The organism is Paenibacillus sp. FSL H7-0918 (assembly GCF_038007025.1).
Lineage (GTDB): Bacteria > Bacillota > Bacilli > Paenibacillales > Paenibacillaceae > Paenibacillus_AQ > Paenibacillus_AQ odorifer.
On the sequence record NZ_JBBOWJ010000003.1, the window covers coordinates 597,250 to 610,816 of the forward strand.

Genomic DNA, 13,567 nt, shown 5'->3' on the forward strand with positions numbered 1-13,567 from the left:
TAGCGCAGGGTTTTTCCTTTAACTTATATTTAGAGCTACTTAGTCAACTTTATTAAATTCGATCCAGTCGATCTGTAAACCTGGTTTAATGAATTCCAGTTTCATTTCATAAAGACCTGCTTCGAGTTCTACTTTCACAAGCTTTTGTCTAATCCATTGACCTTCTGTCCCGTTGGTTTGAATGGTTGTCATCAATTGATCATTCAAATTAACATTGCATGCACTTTGAGCCAGCTCAGGTTCTGTTGACATGATATGCACGAGGATCCGATATTGTCCAGCTTGGCCAACTTCAAAGAAAGTCGATCCTTCAACGGCTGGCTTAACCTGTGGATTTTGAGATAAGGATTGTACTTGTTCTGCAGTAAGTGAAGGATTAGCCTTAAAGGACTCAACTGTTTCAACAATTTGCTGTTTTCTCGAGAATACTGGAGCATGTATGATGAACTCACAAATATTCATTGCAGAACGTTGCAGCTCTCCTCTAGTCAAAGATCCATTTTCCAAGGATTCAATGGTGTTGTCATTCCATCCATTAATTTCGGCGCCATAGTTAGCTACAACCATGTACAGGTCATTTTGTGCACGGACCATCCAATTTGTAAATTTCCGGTCTGCAGCTCCACCATTAACGACATCATTCATGATGGCCCACCAGTCTGTCATGACAATACCTTTGAAGCCCCATTCTCCGCGGAGAATTGTAGTGTTCAAATCGTAATTTGAAGCGGCCCAATGTCCATTAACAGGGTTATAGGAGGTCATAATTGAATTCGCTCCACCCTGCTTCACTGCAATTTCAAAACCTTTCAAATAAATCTCGCGAAGCGCACGTTCCGACACAACAGCGTCCACTTTACTGCGATGTTTCTCCTGATTATTGCAGGCAAAATGCTTCAGCGTGGCATTAGAGCCACCTTTCATAATCCCACGTGTACATGCAGCCGCAAACACCCCAGAGATCAAAGGATCTTCAGAAAAATACTCAAAGTTGCGGCCATTAAGCGGGCTGCGACGAATATTTAGACCTGGTCCAAGCAAGGTGTCTATGTTGTTTCGTACCAACTCTTGTCCTTCTAACACATACAGCTCTTCGACTAATGCGGCATTCCAAGTAGCTGCAAGAAGCGTTCCGATCGCAACCTGAGTCGCTTTTGCTCCACTATCCATACGAATTCCTGAAGGACCATCTGCCGTACATGCAACAGGGATTCCTAAGTTATATAGACTATCACTTACTCCTCCAAATGCAGAAGCTGTACCCGGTGTAACCAATGGGCTGCTCATACCTTCACCCCGTACAATGGCAGCCAAATCATCGTCACTAAGCTGGGCAATAAAAGCTTCCATACTAACTTTTTGTTCAAATACATCTCTTAATTTATGCCCTTGATTGCCTGTCTGGGAGATCGTTGTTGGTAGATTGCTCTCGATCCGTTCTGCTAACGAAATCTTGCGTGTTGGAACCTCTGCATAAACAAGTTCATATGAACCGTCTGATTTTTGAACACCAGGTTGCATTCTTGTAAAGCTTTGCGTGGGTGCAAGAGCTTCTTGTAACTGTTCCACAACTTGAAGAGTTTCCACGACATAGCCGCTATTCCCTTCAACCTTGACTTCCTCCACTTTTTTAACACTCGTTCCCACAAATATGCGGTACGTGCCTTCTTCTAGCACATAAGCGGAAGCATGCCCTGACACACCAGCATCATCATAGGAAGCCATTGAATGAACAGGGAAACTCACGGTAAGACGTTGTGCTTCGCCTGGCTGAAGGACTTCTGTTTTTGCGAAGGCTGCCAAAGCTTTAGCAGGCTGTCCCAATTTTCCTTGTGGAGCTTCATAATAGACCTGAACAACCTCTTTTCCTGCAAAGGTAGTTCCTGTATTAGTTACGGTTACGCCGACTTCAACATTAAGTTCGCCAGCTTTGTAAATAAGTTTAGCTTCTTCTGGCTCGAGCTTAAACGTGGTATACGATATTCCATAACCAAATTCATATTGAACCTTTTCTGGGCAAAATGTCTCGAAATAACGATAACCAACATAGATATCTTCCTGATAAAGGTTTGTAAATTCATTACCGTAGTTGTGTGTTGACGGGTAATCGTTGATGGAATATGCGATCGTGTCTGTTAATTTTCCGCTTGGAGTTACTTCTCCAGCCAGCACGTCCGCAATTGCATTACCACCTTCCATTCCCCCCTGCCAAGAGTAGATGACAGACGAAATCGGTTTTTTATAGCTTTCATCGTTCAGCCAGCTCATATCAATAATATTAGAGACGTTCAGTACAACAATCGTTTGCTCAAAATATGTAGTTACCTGCTTCAGCATCGCTTTTTCATCAGCTGTTAGTTGGTAGCTTCCTGAACCATCGACATTATCCTGATCTTCTCCTGCTGTACGTCCGATTACAATGATTGCTTTGTTCGATTTACTTCTAGCCTCAGCTACCAATTCGTCGGATAAAAGCATTTCCTTCTGGTTCCATGGCTCTGCAGCCCAAACGCCGCCACCATTATCAAACGGATTTTGCTCAATCCACTTCTCATATACTGCTGCCAAATCTTCGTTGACCGTAAGGTTCTTTTTACTGCGAAGACCGCCCAGCAGGTTGGTCGTATAAGTAACATGAACACTACCGCCCGAACCAGTACCACTGCGATAATAATTCACTTGAGTTCTGCCAAAAACAGCAACATTATCACTTTCAGCAAGCGGAAGCACCTGATGATCATTCTTCAACAGTACCGCACCTTCTGCTGCTACCGTCCGGCTAAATTCTGCAAAACCTTCTAATGGAATTCCCACACTCTGTGTACTCAACTTGTTTCCTCCTGTTGTTCAATTCTATAGGTTGTTTCTTTAGGCATCAATTACATATCATAAAGTTTAACTATACCATTATAGTACATTGGATAACTGTAATATATATAATAATTATCTTTATTAATATAATAATATTGGTCTGTTAGAGTTGGAAATTTTCAATCGATGTTAAAAATATCAGCTAAGTTCAATGATCTTCGTGGCAACATTATGGCAAAATTCGCGATCATGCTCCACAAAAACGAGTGTTGGTGTATATTCAAGCAATAGCTCCTCAATTTGCATACGTGAAATAACATCAATAAAATTAAGCGGTTCATCCCATATATACAAATGAGCTTTTTCACTAAGACTTTTGGCGATCAGGACTTTTTTCTTTTGGCCGCCACTGTAAGTGGATATATCCTTATCAAATTGAATTCTGGAGAAATCAAGCTTTCGCAGAATAGATTTAAAAAGACTTTCATCTATCCCATTCTCTCTAGCATAATCTGTTAAATCGCCCCGTAGATCTGAAGTGTCTTGTGATACGTAGGAAATGATAAGCTGGCTATCCTTAGTGAAGGTGCCGGTATAATCTATATCCTCACCGCAGATCAATTTGATGATACTTGATTTTCCGGAACCATTTTTACCCGAGAGTGCAATTCTCTCCCCCTGCTCAATGGTAAAGCTTACTTCTGAACACACCCTTTTCTCTCCGTAAAAAACCGAAACATTGTCCAGCTCCGCAAGATGACGTTTATGATAAGCAAGTTGCGTAATCTCTAAGTTCTCAGAATTTTCGATGTTTTTAAGAAGCTTAGACTTTTCGTTGATGGCAGATTGCTGTCTCTGCTCGATGGCTTTAGAGCGTTTCATCATTTTAGCGGCCTTGTGTCCAACATAACCTTTATCTAACTTAGATCCAGAATTTCTAGTTCCATTTTTAGTTTTTTCCACCTCATGTGACCAGTTACCTGTTCGTTTAGATGAGGCTGACAAGCGTTTGATATCTCTTCTAAGTTTTTCGTCTTCCGCTATCTCAAAGTTATCTTGTCTGACTTTATTCTCCCACCAGCTAGAAAAATTGCCCTTTTGAATCTCTATATTGGTTTTGTTAATTGACAAGATGTGGTCCACACAATTATCAAGAAAGGATCTGTCGTGAGAGACCAGAATATATCCACTTTTCGTATTGAGGTAATCACTGACAAGCTTTCTTGCCGTCATATCCAAATGATTTGTAGGTTCATCAATCAACAGGAAGCTATTTTCCTTAATGAATAATGTGGCTAACAGCACTTTCGTTTGCTCTCCGTTAGACAATGAATCAAAGGGACGATATAACACATCCTCAGAAACCTTTAGCAAAGAAAGCTCACGCATTAACTTCCAATGAATATAATCCGGAAAAATCTCGCTGATCACATCTATGGTGTTAAGCTCCTTGTTATTCACCTGAAAGGGGAAATATTCAAAGCTGACATGAGCAGAAATATTACCGCTGTATTCATGCTTTCCAAGCAATAAGCTAAGAAATGTAGTCTTTCCTCGACCATTTCTCCCTGTAAAACCTAATTTCCAATCGGTATCGATTTGAAAGTTTACGTTCTCAAATATGTTATCGTAGCTGCCTTCATAGGCAAAGGTTAGATTTGTGACATTTATTAATGACATAAAATAATCCTCCTGTATTTTAACAAAATAAAAGCCACAAGAAAGTTACTTTCTTGTGACTCAAATAAATACAGCAAATCCAGCCCCAAATGGAGTTAGATATGGATATATTTTCGAGTGAAAAGAAGTAGTAACTTTCTTGCATACAAAGAATAAAACAAACGAAATAAACCATTGTTGTTGTTTTATTCATCATGGGACGCAAGAATAATTACTACACTATACTTTTCAACTCCGATCATTAATTTGTAATTATGTTATCATGCATATTTATTATTTTCAACTTCCTACCCATAATTCGTTAAAAAAGTTCAAATTCTTCTTCTATAAGATCCATATTTACACTCATAGCTGTCCGACTCCCGTCAGCCGCGGCAAACACTAACTGAGAAGGCATAAAATAAGAAACATCTCCAGCCGAATATAATCCTGGAATCGAGGTTCTCCCCGACCCATCCGTGCTAAACCCACCAGAATCATTCCGCTCTACAGTCAAATGATCTACCATTGATGCCTTTTGGATCAAATTCGGAGAAATAAACCCTCCCGTTCTTAAGATCTCAGTACCATCTGCAAAACGAACCGCCTGAAGTTGCCCGTCATGCCCTATAAACGAGGAAATTGTTTGTTCATTGACTACAACCCCCTTGGCCTCAAGACTTTTTTTCTGTTCATCTGAAAGGAATGTCTTGCCGTTCGTGCAGATAACCAAATCTTTACTCCAATTGAGCAGCATTTTAGCCATATGAAAAACATGTGGATTTTCGCAAACAACGACAAGGGGTTGATCTCGTAATTCCCAGCCGTCACAATACGGGCAATTAAACAGACTTTTTCCGTATAATGGTCGTAAGCCCTCTATCTCAGGAAGGACCTCTTTTAACCCAGTCGCCAAAATCAATCTGCGAGCTTCAATGTGACGACCAAACGAATCATGTACCGCAAATCCAGAATCAATTTTGTTAATCGAAATAATCTCAGTCTGGATATGCTCAACAGACGGATAACGTAGTACCTCCTCATACGCAATGCGACGAAATTCGGCTGGTGTAACCCCGTCTCTTGTAATAAAACCATGTGATGCATGGGTAACAGCATTCCTTGGCTGATTATTATCAATTAAAGCTATTTTTCTTCTTGCCCTACCAAGAACAAGGGCTGCGTTCAAGCCTGCGGGTCCACCACCAACAATAATGCAATCGTAAATCATATGAATCATCTCCTATATGCAGATATTAAAGACTCTTTTTGTCTATTATTAAACCAAAAAAATATTTGCCACATCATAGACTTAATGAATCTATAATATCTCCAAATTAGCTAAAGTGTCAACCCAAACTTTCCGATCCTCCGTGAGTTTTATTTAGTGTAATACTAGAAAAAAGTAAATAAGCCCATTACCGTATGTTTGGAGGTAACTTAATACTCCAATATATCAGGTAAGAGCTATATGTTGAACTTACTTGGCAGTGCAGGTCTTCCTCACTTATCAACCTTCACCGTTTGCTAATTCTAAATCATCAGCCGAGGGTCCGTAAAGACCAGGTACCGGCACGTCAAGCAGCCGCAGATAAACTCCAAGCTGCGCCCGGTGGTGAACCATATGATTCAATCCGATGGTACGAAGCGCAGCTGCCCGTGTCTGACGACGGATGATCTGCTCCCCGTTCCGCAAGGTCCACTCCGCGCCGAGCATCTCCACATTGCTTGCAGTAATTAATTCCTCAATCTCACGAGCTTTCAGGTCGAACTCTTGTAGAACCGCGTCGGGACTCTCCAGTGCTTCTCGTCGATATGCCACAGATGCCAAATCAAACTCCGAGTAAAGTAGAATTGCAGATTGCCAGCTCAGAAGGTTAACGAGGTGTGTGGCCAGCCCACCCAGGCTCATTGACTTAGAGTGTGGTTTCCATGTCATATTCTCTTGAGGCAGCTTCTCCAGTATCCGACGTGTACCAGCCAGCTCTTGCAAAACATCCCCAATGATCAGCTCTTTAACCATTCATCTCTCTCCTCTCTTCTGTAAAGCAATTTCTTTTGATCATTCGTGTGATACTTTTGATTTCTTTTCCCAAACACTTTCTAACTCTCCGCTAGATCGGACCGAGGTGCACTTATTTCGTAGATTTATAGCATTTCACGAGGTTATCGGACCCAGATGCAGTTATTTCCCTAAATACACTCCAATTCTGTGCCATTACAAGCCAATAAGAGCTATGCAGTCCGATAAACTTGAAAAATGCAGCGAAAATCTAAAATAGCTGCAATGGAGTCCGATACGATGGACATTTGGCGAAAGTCCAATACAGAATACATCAGAAGGAAGATCTAATTGGACTATGAATAACGACTTCGACATCGCTTAAGAATCATCCTGCTGAGCATTCGTTTTTCAAGTCTTCTCTCTGCAACTTTTTAGATACTTTCTGCCAATTGCATAGTGGTAACACATGTATTATCACTCTTAAAAGTGGAAAGCTCAGATTTTGCTGCTTTTCCATCCTGCTCAATGGTTACGTTATATTTTTTGTCCCGGGGTAACCAAAGATCAATAAATCCGTTAGATAGCGATTTCATTTCTTGATCCACAATCACATTGCCTTCGCTGTCTTCGATATATACTTTAAACTCATCATCCGTTAATTCCCCTTGGCAGCCAGTCAAGCTATGTGTTGCGCAAGGATGCGTATTCTCCACATATGGAGCTATAGAAACAAAAAACTCATCTTTAGGCAAGTCGTAAGTTTTCTCTTTATTGTTACTATCGGTTACAATAAGTTGCTCAGAAGTGATAGACGCGGACAGGTTTTCCAGACTGCTTGAACTATATTCTTGCACTAATTGCTTAATGTCGGTTGTATCTTGTGCTGAAGGCGTATCCTTATCGATACCTCCCAATAACAAATACGCACCTAATGCAACAACCGCCACTCCCGATACCACCAAGATATTTCTTTTCATTTGTAATCATCTCCTTCGCTTATTCGCCAGATTATGTACTCACTCAAAGTATCTTCCATTTCTTTTAGTATAACTAGTTAAACTAAACTAACACAATTATGAACAAGGCAAAATAGTGAAAAGTTATGTATTTGATTCATCCTCTATCAACACAAAAAAAGGCCTCCTCACTGGTTTTCCAACCTCGAGGAAGCCTTTTATCTTTTATATTATTATGCTTGTAAATTACCGACCATAACACGAATGACATCCGCAAGAGGAGTAGCTGAACGTTTCAGCAGTTTCTCTAAATCGCTACTTTCAATATTAAGCCAACCTTCACGAATCCCACGTTGTATAGCTACAACTATTGGAAGCGCAGCTTCTGGGACACCCACCTCCGACATGGTCTTGGCATAAGCCTCGTCGTCAACCTGGATTACTTTGATTTCTTTACCGATTACACTGCCTATGATCTCAGTCAATTCTTCTTGTGTTAAAGGGTTGCCAGACAATTCATACACTGTGTTCTCATGTCCGTCACCTGTCAGAACATTTGCTGCAGCTTCTGCATAATCTCCGCGTGTAGCCCAGCCAACTTTACCATTCCCTGCTGAAGTCACCCATGGGGCACCTGCTAGAGCACCTTGAATGGAGCCGATCTCATTCTCCAAATACCAGTTATTACGGAGGAAGCTGTAAGGAATGCCAGTTGCGCGAATAGCTTCTTCGGTGATGCGGTGAACTTCAGCAAGAAATAGCTCACTCTTGTCTGCTTGTCCTACACTTGTGTAGGCAATGAAGCCGACGCCTGCTTTTTCCGCAGCAGCAACAGCTGCTTTATGTTGACGAATCCGGGTTTCATTATCACCATCTGCAGATACAATTAATAATCGATCCACACCGGCAAATGCTGATTCCAGCGTCTCAGGTTGATCAAAATCACCATGACGGACTTCCACTCCACGTGCCTGAAGATCACTTGCTTTTTCTGGGTTCCGCACACTAACTACAAGATCACCTGCAGGTACAGTTTTAAGTAAAGCTTCTATCACCAATGATCCGAATTGACCTGTTGCTCCTGTTATTGCTATTTTCATTTTTACTTCCTCCTCAAATTAGGATTATAAATTTATTTTAACCACTACCTGTAACTATTGTAGTTACAATAAGTTTGGATGTCAACTTATTTATGATCCCAACTCTGGCTGGATAATAAACAGGAGAATTAAAAAATTATATTCAGAACAAAAAAACCACCGTCATTTCCGTTAGGAAAAACGCTGGTTCTATGATCAGCTCCAACTCAACTTAATAATGGTCCCTTGTCCAGGGCTACTCTCAACAGCAATCCTGCCCTCCATACATTCGATTAATCCCTTGGAGATCGCCATGCCAAGGCCGGATCCGTTGGAGCTAGATACGGTGTCCGTTCCTCGATAATAACGTTCAAATAATCGGTTAAGTGTGACTTCATCCATTCCATCGCCATCATCGGAAAATTGAATAGTAAATCCACTGTCCAAATCATTCATAGTAAGCGAAACCGTTAAAATCGTATCCGAGGGGTTATGAAGTAAAGCATTCGCAGTCAAATTGTTCACAACCCGCTCTAGCCATGGAGTATACAATCGGGCTCTCACTTCTTTTGGTGCCGGCACAAATATAATTCGCTGCTTCCCGTATTCGGGATTTGCAGCAGCTTGATCAAGGGTTTGATGTAACCAAGAGTTCAATTCCACTTCCATCAGCTCTGGTGGCTTGATCCCTGTTTTTAGCCGATAGGTCATGGCAAGATCACTGATCAGCATGTCCATATGGGCTGATTTATCCAGCATCGTCCTTGTAAACTTGCGAACTTCCTCTTTCGACCAATCATACGAAGGCTCCGCCAGTAAATGAGCATAACCAGTTATAGAAGATAAAGGAGTTTTTAAATCATGTGTAACACCTGCGATCCATTCTTCCCTCAAATTCTCTGTTTGTTGCCGCAACGTCTGATCTCTCTGCAAATTAGCAGATAATTTCTCTATGGAGACCATTACATCAGAAAAAACCCGGTATCTCCGCCTCCATTTACCTACGTGTGTTCGACTACGACGATTTCCTTTACGGTCCAAAGGCTCTGTATATATGGCATTTCCAATAGAATCGAGCCATACAAGCATATGCAGCATTGGCGCTCCAAACCTATGAGCTTGCCATAAAGATAGCAATATAAATGCAAGCAATAAAGCCGCGAGCATTGCTAATGAGCCTTTAATGACAATTTTAACCTCTTCAGGTACCCATACCTTTTGTCCTGTATCTGCACCCTTTACGTTCGGTTGTCCAACGATCCATGTTTGGCCCGTTTGTTTATCAAAAGAAGATCGGACATGATAGCCGTAACGTTCACTGTAGAGAGTGCGTAGTGCTAGCTCTGGCACTGAGTACTTGGTGGGAATCATCTTTGGCCTATTATAGGAGAGCAGCTCCGTACCCGATGAATCGATGAGTTGAACAAACGCCTGTGATGATTTAATTTCTCTTTCAATCGAATCAGGCAGAACCAGATCTCCATCTACTGCATCAAATGTACCATCGCTCATTTTTTTTAACAGAGGATCTAGTATATTTGGCGCGCCATAAAGAAGCGTGAATTGTCTCCCATTTTTCTCTTGAATCCATACAGCCAGAGTATACGGAAAAGGCTGAGTCCCTGTCCAATAGGCGACTACTTCACCCGGTCCATATTGAATTGGGACATCTTTTGGAGTGTTGTAGGCACTTTCAACTTTTCCATTTTCATCGATATTTTGCAGCCAGCCCTTATTCTTCTTCACTTGCTCCAGCAAGCTCGGGGAAAATTGAATGCCCTTCTCATCGATTTTGGAGGATTCAACCAGTTGCTCTAAGCCAACATTAGCAAAATCACGCGTAATACTGATATCGAGAAAACGCAACAGCATCCAAGTAAACGTTACTGCTGCAATAGCGAGAACAACCATTCCCGTAATTGCTAGCTGTAGAACGAACCTTAACGTTAACCGACGTTTGATATTCATGGCATGGACAACTCCTGGCGGTCTACCTTCACCAGCTTATAACCAAGACCCCTAACGTTAACAATAAATTTTGGATCGGACGGGTCTGCTTCGATACGTTCTCTAATTCGATGAATATGAACCATGACCGTATTATCATCGCTCAGTGCTTCATCGCCCCATACTTTCTCATATAACTCACTTTTGCTGAAAATCTGATTAGGATGTTTGCATAAGAAGACCAGCAGTTGAAATACAAGTGCCGGACAAGCAACAGACTGACCCTCTACCAGGAGTTCTCCCGCTGTCTCATCTAGCTTAAACCTTCCGTAATCATATACATTTGCAGATTTATTGGGGACTATTTCTACACTCTTGCCAGTAGCCTGTTGGTTAGCAGAAGCAAAATATCTCCGCAGTTGTGCTCTTATACGAGCCACCACTTCAAGCGGGTTAAAGGGCTTGGTAATATAATCATCTCCGCCTATAGCAAATCCCGTTAATTTATCGAAATCAGACGTTCGAGCAGTCAGAAAAAGAATAGGGGCATCCGTCGTCTGACGGATAAAAGGGCAGATTTCGATACCACTTCGTCCGGGCAGCATTACATCCAGCACAATTAAATCATATTTTTTGGATTCACAGGCACTTACTGCTTCCTCACCTGTTTGCACTGTATCTATATTGGCGTAGCCTTCCTTACGCAGCACTGTCTCCATAATGTCTAAAAGCGATACCTCATCATCAACCAATAAAATTGAAGCCTCATTCATATAAATTTTCCCTTTCACAATAGACGTTTTTAACATCATAGCATGATTTTTTTGGCTAGCAATCTTACTAATCTTAACGGAAGCTTAATTCGTATTCATTAAATAGCTAGTAAATTATGTAAGTGTTAATATAGAATTTCAGAAGAGCTAAGGATAGACTGCTACAATCGTAATACTGGGAGGCGATATATATGAACAAAAAACCTAAAAAAATCATTCATAAAGTTATTTTGAATACAAGAACTGCATTGGCTGTAGGGTCATTGTCTTTATTAATGGCTGCCTGTGGAGGAGAGAATGCAGATGTGCCGACTACTGAAAAGGCGGAGCAGACAACAAGCCCGGCCACAGCTGCCATTCTGAGCGGATTTGCTCCAGATGAACTATCAAAGATTCTACTGGACGGGAAGTACAAGGAGTTGTATGCCCGCTTTAATCAGCCTTTAAAAGATGAAATAAGTGAAGCAGAATTAACAGATACAGGAAAAGAATTCACTAAGGGTATCCATGCATTGGAAAAGGCATCGACCATGCAGCTTAATGGATTTGATCGACGCACATGGGTTAGTGATGCTGGCAATAAGGGGCTTGTCGGGATGTTTGATCCGGATGGGACGATTACATTAATTCAAGTTCAAGAGCTTACCCCTTCTCCTGAAACCGACAATGTACTAAGCAAACATGAATACGCACTGCCGTTTGAGGGAGATTGGTATGTATTTTGGGGTGGTGAAAATGTGCTTGTGAATTATCATTATGAGTTAGAAATCCAGCGGTACGCTTACGATTTTATCCAAACCAAAGATAACTATTCCTATACAGGAGATCCACTAAAAAATGAAAGCTATTATGCCTTTGGCAAAAACATTCTCGCTCCAGCGGACGGCACCGTTGTATCGGTTGTGAATGACATTAAAGACAATGAGCCAGTTGGGGTCATGAATCCGAATCAAGCTACCGGAAATATCGTTGTCATTGATCATGGCGGGGAATATAGTCATTTGGCGCATCTCAAACATGGGTCAGTTACTTTAAAACCGGGGGATAAAGTCGAAAAAGGTGAAGTTATTGGCTTAACAGGTAATTCTGGTAATACGAGCGAGGCCCATCTACACTTCCAAATCTCAGATGGAGCTGATCTATTCACTTCCCGGGCAATCAGAGTTAAATGGGAGCAAAATTTAAAACCAATTCAAGGTGAGACTATTTCCGCTGCTAATTAGCGCTAAATTCCGGGTCGCTAAGGTTGTCTCTCATAAATAATAAATCAGATGAGACAACCTTGATCTTCCCTAAAAAACATCCTACTTTCTTGTAATACCAATACATATAATCCGGGTAATTCACAAATAATAATAGACATATAGGATATATAGTGACTAAATATGGCTCTCTTTTCAGAGGAAAGGAAGTGTCAACCCCGATGTCTTTACTCCTAGGCTCTCATGTGTCTATGACCGGAACAAAAATGCTCCTTCGAGCTAGTGAAGAGGCAGCCTCTTATGGAGCGACCACCTTCCTTTTTTATACCGGAGCCCCACAAAATACACGCCGCAAACCCATTGAAGCTTTGAATATTGAAGCAGGACATGCTCATATGAGAGATAACGGTATTTCTAATATTATTGTACACGCTCCATTTATTGTTAACTTAGGAAATACACTTTCGGCACAGGTCTTTGAGCATAGTATAGAGTTTCTTCAATCAGAAATCATAAGAACAGAAGCTTTGGGTTCAACCCAAATCGTCCTACATCCTGGCTCCCATGTTGGTGCTGGCTCTCAAGCTGGAATCTCTCGGATCGTGGAAGGCTTAAACGAAGTGCTAACAGATAAACGAAATGTTCAGGTTTCATTAGAAACTATGGCTGGAAAAGGTAGTGAATGTGGAGTCTCTTTTGAAGAACTCGCAGCTATTATTGATGGAGTGACCCATAATGAGCGTCTATCAATTTGTTTGGATACTTGCCATATCCATGATGCCGGTTATAACGTAAAAGAAGATTTTGATGGCATATTGGATAAATTTGATCGATTGATCGGAATAGAGCGCCTAAAAGTCATTCACATCAATGATTCAAAGAATATTATGGGCTCACATAAAGACAGGCACGAAAATATAGGGTACGGATATATCGGCCTTCAGGCGCTAAGATATGTGGTCCACCATCCTCAACTAACAACTATCCCCAAACTCCTAGAGACTCCCTCCATCGGTGAAAAGAAATATGTAAACGCACCCTATAAGCATGAGATTTCCTTGTTAAGGGGAGAAACAAATGAGCTGGTAAAAAAATAAAAACCGCCAATTACGCGGTTTTTCATCTGTGCAGCCAT

At 41.3% G+C, this 13,567-nt stretch carries 10 protein-coding genes; 2 read left to right on the forward strand and 8 right to left on the reverse strand.

From position 1 onward, the window contains the following. Nucleotides 1-39: 39 nt before the first annotated feature. The 8 genes from MHI15_RS22435 to MHI15_RS22470 form a co-directional block, all read right to left on the reverse strand. Nucleotides 40-2,829, reverse strand: a complete 2,790-nt coding sequence (locus MHI15_RS22435; RefSeq protein WP_341164905.1) for a glycoside hydrolase family 3 C-terminal domain-containing protein — start codon at nt 2,827-2,829, stop codon at nt 40-42. A 180-nt stretch (nt 2,830-3,009) separates the two neighbouring features. After that, entirely contained in the window at nt 3,010-4,491 is a 1,482-nt protein-coding gene (locus MHI15_RS22440) for an Lsa family ABC-F type ribosomal protection protein (protein ID WP_076222543.1), read from the reverse strand. Between the two features lie 301 nt (nt 4,492-4,792). Further along, nucleotides 4,793-5,701: an NAD(P)/FAD-dependent oxidoreductase gene (locus MHI15_RS22445; RefSeq protein WP_341164906.1), complete on the reverse strand. Its 909-nt coding sequence runs from the start codon at nt 5,699-5,701 to the stop codon at nt 4,793-4,795. 279 nt (nt 5,702-5,980) lie between these two features. After that, nucleotides 5,981-6,493, reverse strand: a complete 513-nt coding sequence (locus tag MHI15_RS22450) for a DinB family protein (RefSeq protein ID WP_076125721.1) — start codon at nt 6,491-6,493, stop codon at nt 5,981-5,983. A gap of 413 nt (nt 6,494-6,906) precedes the next feature. Next, nucleotides 6,907-7,452 (reverse strand): CueP family metal-binding protein, encoded by a 546-nt coding sequence (locus MHI15_RS22455; RefSeq protein ID WP_341164907.1) that lies wholly within the window; start codon nt 7,450-7,452, stop codon nt 6,907-6,909. A 212-nt stretch (nt 7,453-7,664) separates the two neighbouring features. Further along, nucleotides 7,665-8,531: an SDR family oxidoreductase gene (locus tag MHI15_RS22460; protein WP_076184560.1), complete on the reverse strand. Its 867-nt coding sequence runs from the start codon at nt 8,529-8,531 to the stop codon at nt 7,665-7,667. 195 nt (nt 8,532-8,726) lie between these two features. Further along, a complete protein-coding gene (locus MHI15_RS22465; RefSeq protein ID WP_076309395.1) occupies nt 8,727-10,478 on the reverse strand; it encodes a sensor histidine kinase in 1,752 nt (583 codons plus the stop codon). Further along, nucleotides 10,475-11,230 (reverse strand): response regulator transcription factor, encoded by a 756-nt coding sequence (locus tag MHI15_RS22470; protein ID WP_076217551.1) that lies wholly within the window; start codon nt 11,228-11,230, stop codon nt 10,475-10,477. Before MHI15_RS22470 ends, MHI15_RS22465 begins: the two co-directional genes overlap by 4 nt. A 191-nt stretch (nt 11,231-11,421) precedes the next feature. Between MHI15_RS22470 and MHI15_RS22475 the strand changes: the two genes are divergently transcribed. After that, nucleotides 11,422-12,453, forward strand: a complete 1,032-nt coding sequence (locus tag MHI15_RS22475; protein ID WP_341164908.1) for a M23 family metallopeptidase — start codon at nt 11,422-11,424, stop codon at nt 12,451-12,453. Nucleotides 12,454-12,653: 200 nt separating this feature from the next. Next, the gene (locus MHI15_RS22480) at nt 12,654-13,529 is read left to right on the forward strand and encodes a deoxyribonuclease IV (protein ID WP_076190399.1); all 876 of its coding nucleotides are present in this window, start codon (nt 12,654-12,656) and stop codon (nt 13,527-13,529) included. Nucleotides 13,530-13,567: the final 38 nt, after the last annotated feature.